At 47.6% G+C, this 19,866-nt stretch carries 20 protein-coding genes and 1 pseudogene; all 21 read right to left on the reverse strand.

The features are described from left to right. Positions 1-106: 106 nt before the first annotated feature. On the reverse strand, positions 107-1,849 hold the full coding sequence (gene arsA, locus CLO1100_RS16845) for an arsenical pump-driving ATPase (RefSeq protein WP_014314976.1): 1,743 nt from the start codon (positions 1,847-1,849) through the stop codon (positions 107-109). 112 nt (positions 1,850-1,961) lie between these two features. Then, positions 1,962-2,354 (reverse strand): arsenite efflux transporter metallochaperone ArsD, encoded by a 393-nt coding sequence (gene arsD, locus CLO1100_RS16850; RefSeq protein ID WP_014314977.1) that lies wholly within the window; start codon positions 2,352-2,354, stop codon positions 1,962-1,964. Positions 2,355-2,377: 23 nt separating this feature from the next. Further along, positions 2,378-3,442, reverse strand: coding sequence for an ACR3 family arsenite efflux transporter (arsB, locus tag CLO1100_RS16855; RefSeq protein WP_014314978.1), 1,065 nt, complete (start codon positions 3,440-3,442; stop codon positions 2,378-2,380). A 13-nt stretch (positions 3,443-3,455) separates the two neighbouring features. After that, entirely contained in the window at positions 3,456-3,803 is a 348-nt protein-coding gene (locus CLO1100_RS16860; protein WP_187288896.1) for a metalloregulator ArsR/SmtB family transcription factor, read from the reverse strand. Positions 3,804-3,901: 98 nt separating this feature from the next. Beyond that, complete coding sequence (locus tag CLO1100_RS16865; protein ID WP_014314980.1) at positions 3,902-5,545, reverse strand: FAD-dependent oxidoreductase; 1,644 nt, start codon at positions 5,543-5,545, stop codon at positions 3,902-3,904. A gap of 16 nt (positions 5,546-5,561) precedes the next feature. After that, entirely contained in the window at positions 5,562-5,879 is a 318-nt protein-coding gene (locus tag CLO1100_RS16870; protein ID WP_014314981.1) for a metalloregulator ArsR/SmtB family transcription factor, read from the reverse strand. Between the two features lie 331 nt (positions 5,880-6,210). Next, complete coding sequence (locus tag CLO1100_RS16875) at positions 6,211-6,705, reverse strand: GNAT family N-acetyltransferase (protein WP_014314982.1); 495 nt, start codon at positions 6,703-6,705, stop codon at positions 6,211-6,213. A gap of 11 nt (positions 6,706-6,716) precedes the next feature. After that, complete coding sequence (arsM, locus tag CLO1100_RS16880) at positions 6,717-7,532, reverse strand: arsenite methyltransferase (protein ID WP_014314983.1); 816 nt, start codon at positions 7,530-7,532, stop codon at positions 6,717-6,719. A gap of 45 nt (positions 7,533-7,577) precedes the next feature. After that, positions 7,578-8,018 (reverse strand): MarR family transcriptional regulator, encoded by a 441-nt coding sequence (locus CLO1100_RS16885; RefSeq protein WP_014314984.1) that lies wholly within the window; start codon positions 8,016-8,018, stop codon positions 7,578-7,580. A 568-nt stretch (positions 8,019-8,586) separates the two neighbouring features. Then, positions 8,587-8,856, reverse strand: coding sequence for a helix-turn-helix domain-containing protein (locus CLO1100_RS16890; RefSeq protein ID WP_014314985.1), 270 nt, complete (start codon positions 8,854-8,856; stop codon positions 8,587-8,589). A gap of 4 nt (positions 8,857-8,860) precedes the next feature. Then, entirely contained in the window at positions 8,861-10,681 is a 1,821-nt protein-coding gene (locus tag CLO1100_RS16895) for a VirD4-like conjugal transfer protein, CD1115 family (protein ID WP_014314986.1), read from the reverse strand. A 13-nt stretch (positions 10,682-10,694) separates the two neighbouring features. After that, positions 10,695-12,143 (reverse strand): DUF3991 domain-containing protein, encoded by a 1,449-nt coding sequence (locus tag CLO1100_RS16900; protein WP_014314987.1) that lies wholly within the window; start codon positions 12,141-12,143, stop codon positions 10,695-10,697. Between the two features lie 167 nt (positions 12,144-12,310). Continuing rightward, entirely contained in the window at positions 12,311-15,325 is a 3,015-nt protein-coding gene (gene mobP3 / locus CLO1100_RS16905; RefSeq protein ID WP_014314988.1) for a MobP3 family relaxase, read from the reverse strand. Between the two features lie 2 nt (positions 15,326-15,327). After that, positions 15,328-15,741: a hypothetical protein gene (locus CLO1100_RS16910; protein ID WP_014314989.1), complete on the reverse strand. Its 414-nt coding sequence runs from the start codon at positions 15,739-15,741 to the stop codon at positions 15,328-15,330. Positions 15,742-16,384: 643 nt separating this feature from the next. Then, positions 16,385-16,669: a hypothetical protein gene (locus CLO1100_RS16920; protein WP_014314990.1), complete on the reverse strand. Its 285-nt coding sequence runs from the start codon at positions 16,667-16,669 to the stop codon at positions 16,385-16,387. Then, positions 16,666-16,896: a DUF6103 family protein gene (locus CLO1100_RS21150; RefSeq protein WP_347455843.1), complete on the reverse strand. Its 231-nt coding sequence runs from the start codon at positions 16,894-16,896 to the stop codon at positions 16,666-16,668. The genes CLO1100_RS16920 and CLO1100_RS21150 overlap by 4 nt, the downstream gene beginning before the upstream one ends. Positions 16,897-16,953: 57 nt before the next feature. Then, complete coding sequence (locus tag CLO1100_RS16930) at positions 16,954-17,247, reverse strand: hypothetical protein (RefSeq protein WP_041700325.1); 294 nt, start codon at positions 17,245-17,247, stop codon at positions 16,954-16,956. Between the two features lie 4 nt (positions 17,248-17,251). Then, positions 17,252-18,133, reverse strand: coding sequence for a ParM/StbA family protein (locus tag CLO1100_RS16935; RefSeq protein WP_014314992.1), 882 nt, complete (start codon positions 18,131-18,133; stop codon positions 17,252-17,254). A 30-nt stretch (positions 18,134-18,163) separates the two neighbouring features. After that, positions 18,164-18,523 (reverse strand): DUF6103 family protein, encoded by a 360-nt coding sequence (locus tag CLO1100_RS16940; RefSeq protein ID WP_014314993.1) that lies wholly within the window; start codon positions 18,521-18,523, stop codon positions 18,164-18,166. Positions 18,524-18,535: 12 nt separating this feature from the next. Continuing rightward, entirely contained in the window at positions 18,536-19,441 is a 906-nt protein-coding gene (locus tag CLO1100_RS21155) for a DUF6329 domain-containing protein (RefSeq protein ID WP_014314994.1), read from the reverse strand. A gap of 23 nt (positions 19,442-19,464) precedes the next feature. Continuing rightward, a pseudogene (locus tag CLO1100_RS21160) lies at positions 19,465-19,866 on the reverse strand (M23 family metallopeptidase); the annotation flags it as partial.

Below are 19,866 nucleotides of genomic sequence, written 5' to 3' on the forward strand. Positions count from 1 at the left end.
TCATGGCAGCCCATTTGTTGTTGGTGGAGATGCTTTCGGATTCTCCCTGAACCAGGGAGCTTAAGATGGTTAGCATCTGTTCGCTTTTCTTAAAATGTAAGAATGCTTAAACTAATAACTCTTTGAGCTTATCACCTTTGATTTCATCAGGACTCCAGCCGATGACAGCAAATTTACCATCTGTGTGATCATCCACCTTATTAATCCACTCAATTTCACTGCTTGCTTTTGCAGCCAGCATACGATTGGTTGTACCAGTATGATAGAGTGAAGAATTGATTACCCACCATTTTGCCGCAATACCCGCACGCTTTAGATCTTCTTCAAGGCGCATTGCTTCATATACCGGGGTAGCTTCCGCAAGGGTCACAATAATAACTTCTGTTTCGTCTATATTGTGTAGTCGCGGCAACAGCTTTTTTGCAGATTCTGGAATATCACCTTGTGATCGTTTGATTTCCTGATTATAGCTTTGTGTAGACTCAAGAAGCAAAAGCGTATGACCGGTCGGTGCGGTATCAATGACAACTACTTGATCTTCTGCCTTATCCACAATCTCCGCGAAAGCCCTGAACACTGCGATTTCCTGCGTACAGGGAGAACGCAAATCTTCCTCCACATAAGCAATATCCTCATCCGACATGGTTTCCCTTGCTTTAGAAAGCACTTCCTCTTGGTACTTCTTCAGCTCTGCCTGTTCATCAATACGACTCGTGGTGATGCCATTGCTTTCATCTATGACAAATTTTAGATGGGCTGCCGGGTCTGTAGTGGTAAGATGAACCTTTCTGCCCCTTGCGGACAATCCCATCGCAATCGCTGCCGCAACGGTAGTTTTTCCAACGCCGCCTTTTCCCATAGCGAAGATAACTTTTTTATTTGATTTGTACAGATCGTCAATTACATTTTTAAGCTCTGGGATTGTTTTAGCGTTTACCTTCTCGTCCCGGACAATGTATTGATCCTTGGTTAGTAATGCTCTTACATTGTCAAGTCCGGTGATATTATAGGCTCTAAGGGGGACTGTATAAATAGTCAGCTTTTTTAACCCTTCCGGCATATCTGCAAGTGCTTTTTGCTGCTTGTGATACAGACTTCCGGATATTTTGTCATCATAAGAAGTCAACACACCGTTCATGACAATTGCCTGATTGTTTACGCCGATGTCCGCAAGTTCTTTTGAAGCTCTTTTTGCCTCCTTTAGGGGAGCTGCTTCGGGTCGAGAAACAAGAATGAGTGTAGTCCGTTTGTCATCTGACAGAGTTTCAACAGCTTTTTTGTAAATTTCTTTTTTACTTTCCAAACCTGACAACTGTCCAAGACAGGATGCTCCATGTGTACTCTCGCTGATGAAATTACTCCATGCTGAAGGCAACTGCAGCATTCTAAGAGTATGACCGGTTGGTGCAGTATCGAATATAATATGGTCATACTCTTTCTGCACTTTTTCATCCGTAATAAAGTTTGAAAATTCATTGAATGCCGCAATCTCAACCGTGCAGGAACCGGAAAGCTGTTCTTCCATATTGTTTAGAACTGCATCAGGCAACTTGCCGCGATAGGGAGCAATCACACTTTCACGGTATTCCGCTGCCGCCTGTGTTGGGTCAAGGTTAGCTACCACAAGGTTTGGCACTTCTTTAATAGGAACCCCCTTATTGTTCAAATCAAGACCAAAAACATCCTGCAAATTGGATGCAGGATCGGTACTGATGAGCAGTACCTTTTTGCCACTGTCAGCAAGATTTACTGCGGTGGCGCAAGCGGTTGAAGTCTTTCCTACACCGCCTTTTCCCGTGTAAAACAAATATTTAGTAAGCGCAATTACTTGCGGATTAAAATTCTCCATATGGATACCTCCAGTTTTATTCAGGCATAAGGGACATATCTATAAGCAAATCGCACTCAATCCAATAAATGAGATATGTCCCTCGAAGTGGTTAATTTCGTTAGAAACCTAATTAGCAGCAATTACCGCCAGAACATCCACAACCATCTGATTTTTTTAGTTTTGCCTTTAAAGTTTTAGGATTTTCCCCCAAAGTGCTTGCCGGAATGCCAAGCAGACTTGAGAACTCATCGTTAGTAGGATATCTGCCAGTTATCACAATTTCTCCGTCCACAACGATGGCGGGTAATTCATCTACACCGTTTACATTGATAAATTCATTCACCGCTTTATTATTTATAAACTCTTGGGGTGAATTTGAGAGATTAAACCGTTCAACTACAACTCCCTTTTTCTCTAGTGTATTTAGTACAGTTGAAATCCTGAGGAGTTCGGAATCAACGCCAACTCCACAAAGTCCTGTAGAACAGCACATGGCTGGCTCATAGATAAACATTTTCTTCATAGAACACATCTCCTTATAAGTTGTTATTTGTTATCAGCCGTTGGCTGGGGGAACCAGTGCTTAGTCTTGTTTATGAACTTGACGAGCAGAAGCATGACAGGAACCTCGGTAAGCACTCCAACAGTGCAAGCAAGCACTACCGGGGATGTTGGGCCAAACAGTGCGATTGCCACTGCCACCGATAATTCAAAAAAATCAGAGGCGGCAATAAGAGCTGCCGGTGCCGCTATATTATGAGGCTGTTTCGTCCATTTACACATCATATACGTAAAAGTAGCTGAGATAACATTCTGGAGGATAAGCGGCACTGCTATCAATAGTACGAATAGCGGCTGCTCCAAAATAATATCGCCTTGGAAAGTAAAGATAATTATCAGAGTCAAGAGCAAGCCCAAAGTTGTTATGCCGTCAAATTTGGGGACAAATTTTTTGTTGAAAAATTCCTCGCCTTTTTTCTTTATCATGAAAGCCCGTGTAAGAAAACCACCAACCAATGGGACAACTACGAATAATATGATTGAAAATATAAGAGTATCCCATGGAATCTGAACATTGTTAACACCTAGCAGGAATTGAACTAATGGCACAAAAAGTATCAAAATAAGCAGGTCGTTCACCGAAACCTGTACTAAAGTATGTGCAGGATCTCCTTTTGTCAGATTGCTCCATACAAATACCATTGCAGTACATGGAGCCGTACCTAACAGAACTGCACCTGTAACAAAGTCTTGTGCTAAGTCGGCAGGGATTAGCGCTTTAAAGACCACCAGAAAGAATAGTGATGCAAGCCCAAACATGAGAAAAGGTTTGATTACCCAACTACTGCCGCTGGATATCACTATACCCAATGGATGCTTTCCTACGTTCTTTATAGATTGAAAATTAATCTTCATCATCATTGGATAAATCATGATCCATATGAGAACTGCGATTGGAATATTTTGCCCCGCAAACTGCATTTTATCTAAAATCGTAGGGATTACTGGCAAAAACTTCCCGATTAAAATTCCCGCTGCCATACAGAGAAGAACCCATATAGAAAGGTATTTCTCAAAAAATCCGATGCCCTGTGTTTTTTCTTTTTCCATTTTACTCACTCCTTTAATGAGGATTTTTATTGCAATTGCACAACCCCTGTACTTTACATTTCTGATATTCTTCAAAGTCCGAAAAATAGGACGGAAGCTCCTTTAGCCTGTGTTTCAGATATTCCCAAAGCTCTTTGTTTTCTTGAATGAAGTCATTGCTTATTCTGTAGTACGTCCATTGTGCATTTTTGTAGCTCTCCAAAATTCCACACTTCTTTAATGCCGTCAAATGGCGTGAGGCATTCGATTGTGTCATTCTCAGGCAAGCTTCAATCTCACAGACACACAGTTCACCTTCCGGCATTAGCGATAATATCCGCAGTCTGCTTTCCTCAGACAGAGCCTTAAAAATATCTACCATACCCATTCATCCTCTCATCTCCTTTATTCTTTCATGAGCATACACTCATATGATATTCCTTTAAATCGCCATTGGTTACAATGTCTTTCACATAAATTTCATTTTTTATTATGTGTCTTACTGTACTGCTTCTGTCCTCCGGAAAGGTTATATACTTTCTTTAGCCCTCTACCCAAAAGGATATTTTGCGCCGCATTTCCGGTCACACCCTTATTACAGTAGGTGACTGCAACTGCGTCTTTATCAAGCGATTCAACAACAGCTCGAAGTTTGGCATGGGGAATGCTCTTGGCCGTTTCAATATGATTTTTATCATACTGTGCTACAGCTCTCGCATCGATCAGCGTATACTTTTCACCAGAATCGATCAGAGCATCCAGCTCCTGCGCCGTCATCAACGGTCTGCCTTTATGAATGGCATTGTCTAGTATCATGCCGGTATACATCACCGGATCTTTCGTTGTTGAAAATGGCGGGGCATAGGCTAAATCCAGATGGAAAAGATCTTCAACCATTGCTTTGAAGGTAATTGCCGTCACAAATACATCGATTCTTTTATCGACGCCCTCAAATCCAATGATTTGCGCACCAAGAAGCCGGCCAGTTACATTATCGGCTATCCCCTTGATGACCATTTCCTTGCCACCCATGTATTCCGGTTTGTTTGGTTTGATGTTGTGGCATACCTCAACACCATATCCCAATTCGTGCGCCTCACGTTCGGAAAGACCGGTTTGTGCTACTGTCATATCAAAAATTTTGAAAATGCCCGTACCGAGAATGCCTCTGAATTCCAGATTGCCGCCTGTCATACTATCACCAGCAATCCTACCGGTTTTGTTTGCCGTAGAACCCAAAGGTCGATAGACCGGCTTACCCGTCACTACATGAAATTGTTCAATACAGTCACCACAGGCATAAATATCTTTTTGGCTGGTTTCCATTCTGCGGTTAACCTTAATCGCACCTGTAACACCCAGTTCAATTCCTGCAGACTTTGCAAGTTCGCTGTTCGGACGGACTCCTGTAGAGAGCAGTACCACGTCCGCGGCAACTTCCGTACTATCCGATAGAATAACAGCCTTTTCTGTAATCTCTTCGATAGAAGAACCTGTCACCACGGATACACCCTTGCTTTTCAGGTGTTCTTCAACATAAACAGCCATATCACTGTCCAGCCCCGGAGTCACCTGAGACAGTTTTTCAATCATAGTCACATTGATCCCAAGCTTCTGCAGGTTTTCACACACCTCAAGACCAATAAAACCTGTACCGACAATCACAGCAGATTGAGGGCGGTGGCTGTCTATAAAATTTTTAATTTGATTCATGTCATTGATATTGCGTAAGGTAAATACATGCTCAAAGTCAGTTCCTTTGATCGGTGGAATAACGGCTCTAGCGCCAGTGGCAAGTACCAACCGATCATAATAATCGGTGAACACCTCATCAGTTGAAAGGTTCCTGACAGATACTTTTTTCTCATCGGGAAGGATTGACACAACCTCATGCAACGTGTGAATATCTACATTATATTTGCTTTTGAAAAATGCTGGATCACGAGGAGTCAGCTCACCTGCACTTTCTACTTCTCCGCCAATGTAATAAGGCATACCACAACCGGAGTAAGATATAAAATTATCTTTTTCATAAATAACAATTTCTGAATCCTCACTGTTTCTTCTGGCTTTTGCGGCAGCGGATGTTCCGGCAGCTACCGCACCAATAATAACAATACGCATAATAGTTCCTCCTGTTTTATTCGCAGTCACATTCTCCATCTATGTCAAGGAGTACAGCTGCCTCCATTATTTCCTCCAGTAAACGGTGTGCATTTTCAAATCCTTTTTTACTAAGGGAATAGTTCATCCACTTTCCATCACGTCGGCAGTTAACCACACCTGACTCACATAACAATTTCATATGATGGGATAATGTTGATTGTGAGATATTCAATTCCTCTAAAAGATTACATGCACATTTCTCACCACTTTTCAGCAATTCAATAATCATCAAACGGTTAGGATCACAGAGTGCCTTAAAAGCTCGTGCGCTTTTCTCAAAGTTGTTTTCCAATTTTCTCACCTCATATCTACATTTATCGATATGTTTTATTATAAACTTCATATCGACGTATGTCAATATGTTTTTTTCAAAAAAAGACCGCTTCGAAAAGCGGCCTGGGATGTCCTGCTTTGGCTAATACCAAAGTCAATAACGTTTATATGTTCAGCAGTCTAAAGTTTACCGATAGCAGCAGGGCTTCCTTCTGCTCCAGCATTCATTCCGGCAATATTCTTCATATGCCGAATTGTTATTACCTGGGATTAAAGCAATAATAAAAAGTAAAAGTATACCTATTATGAAAATTAACATGTTCATACACCTCCGGTTTTTGCTTTATCAATTAGCCAACGAGTTTACTTCTTCGTTCAACTAATACTACATCATGCCACTTTCCGTTATCCATTTTGCCGAGTCTTTCTCTATAGCCAATTTCCCTGAAACCACACTTCTTATGTAGATTCAAGCTGGAGCTATTCTCTTTTATAATTCCTGATTGCAATGTCCAATACCCGTTTTCTTCTGAGAGTTCAATCAATTTTTCCAGAAGTATAGAGCCAACTTTTTGACCTTGATATTGCTCACCGATATAGATACTTACTTCTGCAACCCCGGCGTAAACACACCGGCTGGAAACGGGAGATAAAGCAGCCCAGCCCAAAATGATATCACCAGCCCTTGCTACTAAGCGGCAGGATTCGCAATGTCCTTTATTCCACTCTTCCCAGCTTGGTGCCTCACTTTGAAATGTAGCGATTTTGGTATTTATTCCTTCTGTATAAATCTTTGCAACTTGTGCCCAGTCGGATTCTTTCATCACTTCAACTTTATAATCCATAATTTTTCTCCCTATTTGTATGCCTTAACATGTGCGCCTGCAAAAGCTCCATCCAATGCGGTTTCATCCATTTTAGAGTAAATGTCACCTAGGTTTTTGGATTCTGCAATATCTTTAATTACATCCTTAGTGTAGATGTTTACAGGGGTGATCTCAATCTCTTTAAATCCAACCTTTTTCAGGATTCTTTTGTAATCCTCTACGGTTAATGCACCGGAAATACAGCCCACCCACATCTGAATACTCTCTCTTATTTCATCTGATACCTCTTTTAATTGAACGATATCCGCTATAGCAAGCCTTCCGCCCTTTTTCAATACCCGGTAAGCCTCTCCCAATGCATCTTCCTTGTTTTCGCTCAAATTAATTACGCAATTCGAAGTAACTACATCAACCGTTTCATCCTGCAAGGGAATATCCTCAATATACCCTTTGATGAATTCCACATTTTTCGCACCGCTTTTTTTCTTATTCTGATTTGCTAATTCCAGCATTTCATCCGTCATATCCAGCCCATAGACTTTTCCAGTTTCCCCTACATATTTTGAGGAAATCAGGACATCAATACCTCCACCGCTGCCTAAGTCAAGGACAGTTTCTCCTGGTTGTGAATTTGCAAGCACGAGGGGATTGGCGCACCCTAAAGAAGCATTAATCGCCTCAATGGGTATCCCCGCTGTGAAATCTTCAGAATAAAGAATGGACTCTTTTGCAGTATCGCCGCAGCAAGATGTTCCGCATCCGCAGGATGCCTTTGCATTTTCGCTTACCTTTTTCGCAATGGCACCATAATACGTTTTGATTTCATCCTGAATACTCTTTTCCATAAAAGATTACCTCCCTGTATTAGTTTTTCTAATAATTTGAATCTCTTAGCAACATTTGTTGCTTTCGACCGCATTTGTGAGAAGTTGTAAGCTCTCCATCACTTGGCTTCTTTTGTTTTCCGGAATTGAGTTGAAGATGCTCTTATAATACCCATTCATACTTTCTTCGATATTCTTGAATACGTTTCTGCCATTTTCAGTTAACTGAATAATTACATACCGTCTGTTTTCCGAATCTAAGTCCCGGAGAACCAAATCTGATTCCACCAGATTATTGATTGTCCGGCTCATTGTACTTTTATCCAATCCCAACAATCCAGCGAGATCAACTAATGAAATCTTTCCTTTTCGTCCAATTTCAACGACGGCATGGCACTGCGTAATTGTAACTCCACAACAAGAGGCATCGCTTTTTTCTAAAATGCCTAAATCTCTGACAAGTATCCGAATCAACTCTCGCAAGGTTTCACTTCCTTGGTTAATCATATCATCACCTCGGAATCATAATAACATACAACAGTTGCATTTTGCAACAGTTATTTTTTATTTTAGCAGACTATGAAAGAGAGGGTCTACCAACTCTTTCGTCATTTATTTTTCATATTTTTTTATTAACATCCCTAAACTTTTCTCAAAGGCTCTTTCAACACTTTTATGGTATCAGCAATAATCCGGATTTTATGCTCATTATAGTCCCTGATTATCTTCCAGCACATGGGAGGACTGTCGTTAATACTGTAAGCAGTACCTTCTTGACCACACTGGCTTTTTGATTGCAGTTTATGATGATACCATTACCTACTTGGAGCCAGCGGCACAGCTCATTGCATATGCCAGGAAAAAAGGGGAATCATCACGATCCATCCGGATACTGCGACAATTCCCCCATTACGATAAAAGTGGAACTCTGACGATCTATCCCCTATTATTCTTTTTCTGATGTTATTTTTTACTTAGAGTGAGAAGTTCCCCTTGATGGTCCACCATGACCCCTCCCTTGGACCATGAATAGAACAGACCTTCCCCTTGGCGGCAAGGTCATATTTTTTCTGGCTCAGTCGGAATTTCTCTGCGCCAGATAAAACATGTTGCTACTCTTACCGCCATTTTCCCTCCACCTTTGCTCCTTACGGATACGGCCGCTCTTTTCCAGGTCGGCAAGGGCACGTTTGACGGTACTTCGGGACAGTTTCATTTCTCTGGCGATGGTACCAATCGCCGGGTAGCATTTACCGTCCTTATCACAGCGGTCACGCAGATACATATATACCGCCACAGCCCGGTGCGGCAGCTCCGAGGAATACAGGGATGTATAATAGCCCATAGCTTCACCTCCTTATAGACTCCTGCTTTTGTTCAAACGGATCGAGATTGATCGCAGGCGCGGGCGTATGAAGCATCCCGCCTGATGGAGCCACCTCCCCCACAGCTTCCTCCGGAACATCCTCACAGGCGGCATTGCGGCGAATTATTTCTTCTTCCACTTTGCGCCGGTCGGCATATTGTACCTGCCGAGCAGACTGTTCGGCAATCTCATAGGGCTTGCCGAAGGTAATGCCCCAATCCAAAAACAGCTTTAAACGAGTACGCATGGGATAGGCTCCGGTCTTGGTGACGATAAAGTGGCCTTTGGGCATGGACTTGAGCTCATCCGCTGTCATTAGCGGGCGCTCGATCATCTGCAGACTCTGGCTGGGATCGTTTTTTCCCCGGCTGACAGAGCCGCTCATGATAGTCTTATTCCCCATGGCTTTCGACAAAATCTGCGCCGACTCACTGTTAGGTGCAAACCCGCCAAACACCGTGTCCTGGCAATTGTCGACTATAATGGCGGAACCCTCCCGACCATAGTTTTTTTCCAACTGAGCGAAGGATTGTATAATCGCCACTATGGACACCCGCCGCGAACGAGAGGCGCTGAACATCATCTCTGCAGACTCAATTTTTGGTATGGTTCCTATCTCATCTAAAAACATCATGACCCGGTTGGGGAGTTTCCCGCCGTGCTCGTCCGCCACTGACAGGATCTCTCTATAGAGCTGCTGGACGATCAGCGATATGATGAAATACTTCGTGTTATCTTCCTCCGGCATGACCAGGAAGATGGCGCTTTTTTTCGTGCAGAACTTCTCTGCGTCGATGGCCGTATCAAAACACATGATCTGTTCCAGTTCGGAATCCAGAAAAGCGTTGAGCCGGGACAGCGCCGTGGACAGAACACTCTGCATGGCCTGCTCTGCGGAATTGAGGGCCGCTCCTGCGAACCATTTGGTTTTATGATCATCCGGCAGGTGCGCCAAGAGCAGTTGGAACAGCGTCCGGCCCTTGACCCCGCTGGGCGCCAGCAGATCCTGAATGAGCTTGAATACCGATACGATATGGCGCTTCTGTGGCTCACAATATTCCGCAATGAGCAGGATGACGGACGTCAGGAGACCTTCTGCTGCATCGTAGAAGAAAGCATTCTGTCCTGCAGCCGCGGAATCAAAGCCGCCGGAGGTGATGATGGTCTTTGCGGTGATCTTGGCATATTTCTCTGCTCTGGCCTTGTAGGAGAGGTTCTGCGGATTGGCAAGATATAAGTCCATGTACCGGTTGACGAGATGAAGCAGGTTGTTTCCGTCCGAGCGGGTGGGGTTTCTCAGGTCGATGACGGCCACATCGTAGCCGTAGTGGTCTTTTGCGATGCCGGCGTAATTGCGGTAGAGGTCCCCCTTGGTGTCGGTCGTGACAAAGCTCATGCCGCAGGCGCAGGCGTATTCCAGATTGGGATAGAGAAAGTTGGCGGTCTTGCCGACGCCTGCGGCGCCAATCATCAGACAATGGATATCATCATCGTCTATCAGCGCGTAGCCGTGGGGAGCTGTTTTGTCAAACAGCGAGGCTCCCCGCCAGCCGACGATCAGTCCCTGGGCTTTTGGAAGGTTTTCTCCCTTGCGCCATTTCTCCGGCTCATAGCGTATTTCGGTATAAGTCTTTTGGATTTCTTTTTTTGTCGCCCATCGCGCCGTACCATGTTGACCGTCGCCCACGGTTTTGGACTTTATGCCGTTCAGCGTGTAGTAGTGCGCCAGAAGCGATAAAAAGCCGATGACGCCGAACATAGTCAGCGCCACCGCAATCAATGTGATTATTTGGGATGTTTGCAAAGAGATTCCTCCTTTACATGGTCATAGTAAAATTTTCGGCTTGCTCCTGTACCGGGCGCTGAGAGGGTGCTTCCAGTGCAAGGAACATCTGAGCCTTCACACAATCCAACGCAAGCTTCAAATAGGAATTCAGAAGTGCTTTTTGCTCGTCCAGCGTACGGATTCCGCTTGCCTGAGATTGCTGGGTTACCGCCTTTATATCTGTCCGGATATCCTCCGCTCTTGTGCGCATAAAACCCCGATCCTGATGTGGTTTGTATTCCGATTGGAGCCAGGTGACCACCTGTTCCATAAGAACCGGCCTCTCCATCTGCCTACAAAGTTTCTGTATGGAAAGCAGAACGCCAGCCGCTGTGAGCTGCAGCTGCAAGCTGATGTGCTCTGTGTTCTGAGCGGTCAGCTTTCCAGCTGCAAGCAGGGGCTTGAGCTTTTCGAATTGTTCCGTCAGCATGGCAGAGGCATCCTTTTGGGCCGAATTGAACTCACAGATATCTAGTAGCTGGGAACACATTTGTGGCAGCAGCTCCAGCTTCGGATGCTCCCCCGCAGGAATGGGTGTAATCCCATGCTTTGCCTTGAGATCCTCGTTCCAATCCTTAAATTCCGATTGTAAAACTTCGATTTCCATATAGGCAGGATCGTAGTATCCATGCTCACACAGAATGTCTTTTAATCTTCCGGTCGCTTCAATACCGGCCTCGTCATGGTCCAGGCACAAAACCGGGGTTTTGAGATGGGGATTCAGCTCCAGCTGACGGAGCATTGCGTGTTCCGACACACCGTCCAGCGTGACATAGCTGTGGTCTTTCCAGTCCTTCAAATGCAGGGTAATAAAAGACAGCATATCCACTGGTGCCTCAAACACATAGAGGGTGTCGCTTTTTCCGATCCAGTGGAAGCTGTATTTCGGGTCGCTGCCCTCCACGTTGCCCTTATAGGGTTCTCCCTTGGTGTAGGTACCACGCTTGTGGGCATGCCGTGGAACCCCGTTTTCATCCAGCCCTGTGAATACCGCATTGTGATATTCCTTATCCTCGTAGATCAGTTTTTCGTGCGCAAAGTGCGACAGCACCTCATGGCTGATAAACCGTTGCTTGATCAGATAGGCAAACACCCGGCGCATGTCCGGATTAGCCTCTGGCAGCGCAAAGGCTTTGCGGGGAGGCGGAGCGCTCTTGACAGTCTGATTCCACTCCACACCGGACTCGCCGCCGAGGAGAAACTGTACCGCCTCGGGGAAGCTGAGGTCATAGAACTGCTGCACAAAATCAATGGCGTGACCGCCTTCCTTTCTGGAATGCCGGAACCATTGGCTTCCGCGCACAGTCACACTGTCATACCGTTTCCACCGCCACTCCCGCCCGGCGCGGGTAAGCTGCTCACCCTGCCGCTGGAGGAAGTCCACCAGATCCACCGAGTTGGCCCGTTGTTTTTGCTCATCGGTAAAATGAATATACGCCATATAAAATCACCTCCTTTGTCAGCGCTTGCGTTTCCCGCAGCGCCGAAAAAAGGCCACCCGCTGATGAACGGATGGCCTGTACGACAGATGATTGAGTTTTGCGGAAAGCGGTTCTTTTTTCTGTAGCTGTTTTGTATATTGTTTCTGCATGGAAACCCTCCCTTTCGTTAATAGGTTTGCTTGAGTTCGTGATCGTCCGGGGCGTGACCCTGGGCAATCTTTTTCTGTCTGAGTTTGCGGCGCAGTTTGCTGTCCACCTGCATACCGGGACCTCCGGGGAGCTTTCGCTGTTCTTCATGAAAAATCCGGCTTAAGTGATGCAGAAGTCTTGTCGCCGCAAGAAAAAGAGACGGATCACGGAAGGAGTCCAGATGGTCGAGAAAAAACTGTGCATAGATGTTTCCCTGTTCTGCTGACAGGGTAAGCCACCGGATAGCTGCTTCCCGGTCATGGGGTACATCTCTGCCCATAAGGTACAATTTACCGGTGGCATATTGTGCGTACTGATTGCCTTGCTCCGCGGATGCGGTCAGCCATCGGATCGCAGATGCCACATCTTTGGGAACATCCTCTCCCGACAGATACAGCTTGCCAAGCCTATACTGCGCATACTGGTTGCCTTGCTCTGCGGATGCAGTCAGCCATTTCACAGCGGATGCCACATCCTTGGGGACATCCTCTCCCGACAGGTAGAGCTTGCTGAGCTGATACTGAGCGAATGAATTGTTCTGCACTGCTGCCTTCGTGAACAGTTCCACCGCCTTTGGAATGTTTTTCGGAATAACCTCACCGGAAAGATACAATTTTGCTAATGCATACTGTGCAAACTGATTTCTTAGGTCTGAGGAAAGCGTCAGCCATTTCATGGCGGACTCCACGTCTTTGGGGACAGCCTCATCCAGCAGGTAAATCTTGCCGAGAGCATATGCCGCATAGGAATTGTCCTGCTCCGCCGAGAGGGTGAACAAAGAAATAGCTTTCTGTATGTCTTTCTCAACATGGCTCCCGTCCCGGTAGAGCTTCCCGAGGGCGTATTGCGCCAGGTCATTGCCGTTTTCTGCGGCTTTCGTCAGCCATAGAATGGCTTGCTCTATATTCTCATGGCCGCTTTCCGTATCCAGATAGATTTTACCGAGCATGTACTGTGCATGAACGTTGCCGAGGCGGGCAGCCTTTTCAAAATACCCGATGGCTGCTTCCACATCTTTTTCCGTCCCTGTCCCGGTGTAGAGCATGTGTCCCAGGCGGTACTGGAGTTTATCATCGTGACTCTGTTCCTCCAGACTTTGAAAACCGTAAAAGGCTTCCTCGAAGTGCAGCTCCGCATCTTCTGCATTCTTTACGGTACCTACACCGTCCCGGTACATTTTCGCCAGCTCATAATCGGCATACGGCACACGCTGTCTGGCAGACCTGCGGTACAAATCGAAGGCGGTTTCAAAGCTCTGTTCCACGCCCTGTCCCCGGTAATACAATCCGGCAAGGGAGTATTGGGCATATTTGTGGTTTTGCGAGGCCGCCAGTTCAAACCAGCCGGCCGCTTCCTCGTAGTCCTGCGGTGTGCCAAGCCCCGCCGCGTACATTTTACCTATGCGATATTCCACATAGCGGTGCTTTTTCTCCGCTTCGATATCCTGAAATACGTTAAGAGCCTTGTGATACCAGCCGAATGCAGTATCGGCATCCATCTCCACACCGAGTCCATCTGCATACATCCTGCCGAGGTCATGCATGGCGAGGGCGTTGTTTGCTTCCGCTTCCTCCAAAAATAAGCGGAGGGCCTGCTCAAAGTCCGGCTCCGTGTCATCGCTACCATAGAGAAACGTGCGGGCCTCCTTGTAGCGGTCACTCCATTCGATATGGGGCTTGCCGGAAGCATTCTCATTGGATTCCGGGCGGGATGAATGCTCCGAAACAGAAGGCGGCATATCCTCGCCATCTTCCAACGGTTCCTCAATGGCCGGCGGTTGACTTTCCTCCGGCATCACGGAATCGGATTCTTCGTTTGCGGATTCCGCTTCTTCCTTTAATAATTGGTCTGCACTCTCATCGTCCTCAAAAGTAAAATGATGACTGCCGATGTTCATGGCTTCCGCGATCACCATATTTTTGAGGTTCTTAAACTCTTTCTGCTGTGAGAGAGGCAGCGGATCGGGGAGCTTATCCTTGTAGGTTCGAAGCACTTCATTGCGAAGCTCCTGCCACTTGGCGTAGGCTTCCGCTACCCGTGTATCCTTTGCCAACTCATCCACGATCTGATTGACGATGGCTTTTAAGGGTGCTTTAAGATAGCCGTACTGCTTTCTCCCAGCGGTGTGCTTCAGGCGCTCTGCAAGTTGTGACAGCAGATCCTCCACAGCAGTATTCTCACAGGCTCCCGACTGCATTTGCACCAGGATATCCTGCAGCGCATCCCGGCTCTGTTCGGTAAGCGCATTCCTTTGAACGGTCTGGTCGGAATAAATCTGAATGAGATCCTGCTGAAAGATTTCCCTTGCCAGGCCGCTCCGCATATTATCAATGGCAGACTTGCTGACATACCCTTTACGGGGATCGGCCGAATAAACAATCATATGGCAATGGGGATGATGCCCTTCGTTGTGAAAGGCCGCATACCAGCGCAGGTTTTCCGGAGCAATCTTCATTTGCTCGGCAAACACATTCCGCTGCTTGCGCAACAGTGCCATCCACGCAGCGGCGTTATCATAACCCAGCCGTGCGGCGTCCTCCCGCTGCAGAGAAATAATTGGCGTCCACACGTTTCCGGTGTGACTGCCGACTTCCTCTGCGACCTTTGACAGCACCAGCGGAGCATCCTCATCGGAAAACAGTCCGTGCGCTCCCAGCTTCTCCGCGCGGGGACGGGTGGCAATGTAATTGACATAAACCTCCTGATGGGCCAGCTGATCCAGGTTCTGATCCAATGCGGCGGTGATGAATTCCGAAGCGTTTTCCACGGTCGGCTGTTTCAGGTAATCTTCGTACTCAAATAAATCAGCCGTGTCGGGAAACTGCGAGAGAACGTTTGCCATGAGCTCCTTCTGCTTTTTTGAAGCGGGCAGTTTCCGGTTGCCCGGAGGGATTTTTTCCACGCCCTCCCGTGTCGCAATGTAGGTCACCAGATTTTCCAGATGCTCCGCGGCGTTTTTGATATACCTGCACTTGAAGATTATCCGCGGCATGGTTACTCACCCTTCTGGAATTTCGCCACATCCTCGAAGGTGACCGATCCAACGGATTTTTTCACATCCCCGATGCACTTGCCGCGTAAGCGCCGCAGGGTGTCCTCATCGAAATCCGCATTGGAGGCGAGGATGTTCATCATCATGGACATCTCCACAGTCAACTTGAAAATGAGACGCGCCATACGGTTTTCCAGGCTGTCCACCATGCCGGTCATGGCCGAGGTGATCGCAGCGGGGAGAAAACGCACACCTTCCTCCGCTGAGATATAGCCGCAGTAAAACTTGATTGCTTTTTCAATGAATTCACTCTGGCTCTGGCAATTGTCACGCTTGTACCAGTCCATCACAAGCTTTCGTGTTTCGGGGTACATCCATAAGGGAAATTTCTTTTTATTCTCGTTTTCTGTAGCCATCGAATTACCTTCCTTTCTGTTAAAAAGGGCTGCAACCCCTACTGCAGCTCTCCTTAAGTTCTTGATTTACGGTGCTTTCCAAGCGTTTCTCTGCACTTTGACCCCGAAGCCGACCCCAGGTGGTATAATCTGACCCCGGTGCAAAACGTTCCCCGCCCCGCATTGCGGGGCGGGGTGAGCCGGAGTGGGGGCGCTCTGCGACCCCGCTCCTTTAACCCGCATCGTTTTCGACCCCATGGTTCAGCCCTCTTTCGGTAGGGTTTTAGGTTTCTGCGAAGGGCGCTTTTTCTCTTTTCCCAAGCTCCTTCACAAAGCCCTTACACGGCGCATTGCCCGTCTTCAGGTGTTACGGTGCCACTCCTGCCGTCAAAAGCCGACACAGGGGCACACGGGCGGCAACAGCTGGCTGTCATTGCGGCAACTAAAATAAGCCCGGATATCTCCGGGTTGACAGTGTCATGTGGCCGGTTATGCCAGTCTTTTCGCGGCGGGCCGGTTGGAGTCGGCACCTTATTCCTCCAGTCCCAGGTATTCTGCCATAAACTGCTCACTTTGCAGGATTATTTGTTAGTACCCACAGCGCGAACAACAGAGATAAAAATACAATCGTATGCCGACTTTCTTAGCAACCTTTTTCTTTGCTTCACAGGTGCATTTCAGGAGCCTGAACAGGGTAGTCCTGAGAGGGCTCGCCTGTAAGCAGATACCAGTTCCCATCGATCTCATTGTAATTGCAGTTTTCGACAATCTGGTCCTTCAATTCCTCCCAGGGGATTGGAATTTCCGTACCCCGCACACCCGCATGAGCGGATAATTCGGTCAATGGTAGATTGGGTGAGATAGTAACATAACCGCCGGGTGACATTATCTGGATCATGTCGTGAGGATGTTCCTGCACAAACTGTTCCAGCGTAATCGGTTCTTTCATGAAGCATCGCCTCCTTTCTGGCTGTCGATATATTCTCGTACTTCGGCTGGAACATGTTTTTCATACAAAGCTTTGAGGGAAGCCTCCAGTCCGGCCTCTAGCGCTGTTTCATCGGGCATGCATTGCCGGAGAGCGCACAACTTCCCGGTATCATACTGAATTTGAATGGTTGACATTTTCAAGATAGGTTCACTCCTTTCTGCTTTTCTCAGAGGAAAGTGAGCCATGTTGGTGCATTTTCCGACCCTCCGTCATAGCGACGGCAGGAAAGTGAGCCAACATGGTTACAATTCCTCCAGCGCATGGATCAGGCTGCCGGGAAGATCGGACAACTGAACACCGGTATCCGTTTTCCCCGGCAGCGTGGTTGGCGATGGCAACTTGGCACTTTGCAGTTCATCCCGGACTGCCTGCCGGACGATCTGTTCCAGGTTCTCCGTCTGATGTGCCGTCAGGATACTGTTGACCACATACTCGGTGCGCTGCCGGCTGGCCTGCTGCGCAAACAGCGCTTCCGCTTCCCGATGCCTTGGGCTGTCCATATCGAAGGAAAGATAATATCGTTTTCGCTCGGCCATAGGCTCACCCCATCAGGAGCTTGTAGCCATCTGCGTTGGCGAACCGGTTCAGCACCGCCACCGTATTCAGGCCGCTCCCGTGCAACATGGGTTCAAGCAGTTCAGCGCCGCCGCCCGCGAACACCGTGGGGAGCCTCAGATCCAGTCCGCGCTCCCGCAGGGCGTTGAACAGTTCCTTGCAGTAAACTGCCACAGCCTGCTCCACCACAGTTTCAATCAATTTGCTGTCGGCATGTTGGATCTCCCCGCGGATGGCATCGGTGATGAGTTCATCCGACAGGAGGATGTCACTGCGCTGGAGCGTATCCTGAATCCGGCTGTACAGGGTGATGGTACCCATGCGCAGGCTGGCACAGCTCGACCTGTCCAGACGGAAGTCATGGAGCGTGAGGATATCCACCGTATAGCCGCCGATGTCCACCAGAGTGATGCTCCGGTAATCCTTCAGCTGCGGGTAATAGCGGCACAGCGCCGCATGCCCCTGGGCGAACACCTTGCACTCTTCAATATGGCAGCGGTAGAATGTTCCCTCGAACCGAAACGAGATATTGTCACGCAGGAAATACCTACGGAATGCTTCCTTCTGCATACCGTAACTGTCAATGGGCAGTCCCACGCCAAGGACGATTTCCGCGTTGGTGGTTCCTGCTTTTTTCATGGCATCCGCGATAGCCGGCAGTGTCAAAAGAAAAGCGTCCGGCTCCCTGGTCTTATCCTGTTGGAAGCGCATACGGCGTTCCCCGATGGCATAATATCTGCCCTCAAAAAAGAGCTGCATCTCCGGCGTGATGAATTCCTTGTCGCTTGCCGCATAGCCGGAGGCATAAAGCATCCCCTCCGAGGATTTGGTGTTGTAATTTCCGTTATCTATACCAAGTCGAATCATTTTCAGCACCTCCTTTTTCTTTTCTGCGATTTACATGCTCATAGTCATGCCCGGAGTTTCTTCTTCGCCGGGGCCTTCTGCTTCGGTCTGCGCTTCCGGAGAAGGAGGTATTTCAGGCGCAGCCTGCTCCCGCTGACGGCGGGTCTGACGCGCTGGACGTTCTCTGGAGGCAGGAGTCTGTTCAGCCTCCGATGCCTGCTCCTGTGCAGGAGTCTGTTCCATGCGGCTCTCCACGTACTCTCTTACTTGAGTGGGAACTACCTTCTCATAGGTCTTGTCGAGGTAATCCTTCAACTCCTGCTCAATGGTCTGTTCCTTTTTCTCCATGAAAAAACGGAGGGCATCCAGCCGCTCCGAAGGGAAAAGGACTTTTAATTCAGTCGTACTCATATTTTTTCCTCCTTATAATTTCAGGGTCATACCGGGTTCATCCGGCTCCGGTCTAACCCAGGTTTCATAATCTTCATTGGGGCAATCCCCAGCCAACATCAGAGAAAAATCAGCGAGACGCTGGGGATCTACTCCTGCGCATTCCGCCTGAATACCATAAATACCATGAAACACACGCACCACCTGTGTATTCAAAACATCGCCCCATTCCTGTTTTCCGGCATCGGTTAGGGTGTCGGAAGCCAGGTATACGATGGTGGCCGGCTCCATGTCCACCTCATGATGAACAAGGTGGAAATCCTCAATAGGTACCCTGATTAAATCTTTTAAGCGAAACACATCGTCGGGAATTCCGGAGGAGAGCTTTTCTTTCTCGTCGAGATTCGGACAGTAATCGAGATAGAAGGTCATGTCATAGCCATCCTCCATCGGTTCCACTTCCGCCATCTCCGGTCTTGCTTCCATGATGGAAAGCAGCATAGCACCGATACCGTTGTCAAAGTTAAGGGTGGCATCGTACTGCTCTTTGATCTCATCAAAATAAACAGCCCATGTGCCATTGGAGGTATTCTGTGTACCATCCCTGATGATCTGGTCTGCGAGCTTACCCAACCGAACCGTGATAAAATCTCTTGCCCCCGGCAGGAGGCTGGCATACCTGGCATAGTCATATCCTTCACTCTGAATAAGAACACCCTCGGAATTATTTTTTTCCAACACCAGTAAACAATGATTCAGGCCGTTTCCATCCATCAGCATGAAGTCCGCACTCTCTGCAATAAAGCCGGTATCCCGGAGCAGATTGTTTTTGAACTGCCGGTATTCTTCTTCCGACAATTCCACAATTTTTTCAATCACACAGTCCCTTACGGGGAATTCATTGGTCTTTCTTTCAAAGACTGCCTGTAAATTCAGCATATTGTTCTCCTTCCTTTTCCTGCCTATGGCAGATAGTTTCTTGGATTTTTTGCTGTACCGTTTACTCTCACCTCAAAGTGCAGGTGGTTTCCGGTGCTCTTTCCGGTGGAACCCACCCTTGCGATGACATCTCCGGCCTTTACGGTCTGCCCCTCGCTGACCAGAATCTCTGAACAATGACCATATAGCGTGACCAGCCCGCCGCCGTTATCGATGGTCAGGTGATAACCATATCCTGTAGTTCCATAGCTCACGGTTTCCACTGTGCCGTCTTTAGCTGCCCGGATTGCCGTGCCCTTAGCAGCGCCAAGGTCAATACCGTCATGTCCGGCCCATTCTCCTGTGACGGGGTCAGTTCTGCCGCCGAATTCCGAAGTTACCATGGACCGCCAACCGCTCCCAAGCGGAGAGACAAATCCACTTGC

Origin of the sequence: Clostridium sp. BNL1100 (assembly GCF_000244875.1) — a bacterium.
In the GTDB taxonomy this organism is placed as follows: domain Bacteria; phylum Bacillota; class Clostridia; order Acetivibrionales; family DSM-1351; genus Ruminiclostridium.

Coding starts and splice junctions, on each gene's coding strand:
- arsA (WP_014314976.1), bottom strand. CDS start 1,849: ATGGAGAATTTTAATCCGCAAGTAATTGCGCTTACTAAATATTTGTTT.
- arsD (WP_014314977.1), bottom strand. CDS start 2,354: ATGAAGAAAATGTTTATCTATGAGCCAGCCATGTGCTGTTCTACAGGA.
- arsB (WP_014314978.1), bottom strand. CDS start 3,442: ATGGAAAAAGAAAAAACACAGGGCATCGGATTTTTTGAGAAATACCTT.
- CLO1100_RS16860 (WP_187288896.1), bottom strand. CDS start 3,803: ATGGTAGATATTTTTAAGGCTCTGTCTGAGGAAAGCAGACTGCGGATA.
- CLO1100_RS16865 (WP_014314980.1), bottom strand. CDS start 5,545: ATGCGTATTGTTATTATTGGTGCGGTAGCTGCCGGAACATCCGCTGCC.
- CLO1100_RS16875 (WP_014314982.1), bottom strand. CDS start 6,705: ATGGATTATAAAGTTGAAGTGATGAAAGAATCCGACTGGGCACAAGTT.
- arsM (WP_014314983.1), bottom strand. CDS start 7,532: ATGGAAAAGAGTATTCAGGATGAAATCAAAACGTATTATGGTGCCATT.
- CLO1100_RS16885 (WP_014314984.1), bottom strand. CDS start 8,018: ATGATTAACCAAGGAAGTGAAACCTTGCGAGAGTTGATTCGGATACTT.
- CLO1100_RS16890 (WP_014314985.1), bottom strand. CDS start 8,856: ATGGGCTATTATACATCCCTGTATTCCTCGGAGCTGCCGCACCGGGCT.
- CLO1100_RS16900 (WP_014314987.1), bottom strand. CDS start 12,143: ATGGCGTATATTCATTTTACCGATGAGCAAAAACAACGGGCCAACTCG.
- mobP3 (WP_014314988.1), bottom strand. CDS start 15,325: ATGCCGCGGATAATCTTCAAGTGCAGGTATATCAAAAACGCCGCGGAG.
- CLO1100_RS16910 (WP_014314989.1), bottom strand. CDS start 15,741: ATGGCTACAGAAAACGAGAATAAAAAGAAATTTCCCTTATGGATGTAC.
- CLO1100_RS16920 (WP_014314990.1), bottom strand. CDS start 16,669: ATGAAAGAACCGATTACGCTGGAACAGTTTGTGCAGGAACATCCTCAC.
- CLO1100_RS21150 (WP_347455843.1), bottom strand. CDS start 16,896: ATGGCTCACTTTCCTCTGAGAAAAGCAGAAAGGAGTGAACCTATCTTG.
- CLO1100_RS16930 (WP_041700325.1), bottom strand. CDS start 17,247: ATGGCCGAGCGAAAACGATATTATCTTTCCTTCGATATGGACAGCCCA.
- CLO1100_RS16935 (WP_014314992.1), bottom strand. CDS start 18,133: ATGATTCGACTTGGTATAGATAACGGAAATTACAACACCAAATCCTCG.
- CLO1100_RS16940 (WP_014314993.1), bottom strand. CDS start 18,523: ATGAGTACGACTGAATTAAAAGTCCTTTTCCCTTCGGAGCGGCTGGAT.
- CLO1100_RS21155 (WP_014314994.1), bottom strand. CDS start 19,441: ATGCTGAATTTACAGGCAGTCTTTGAAAGAAAGACCAATGAATTCCCC.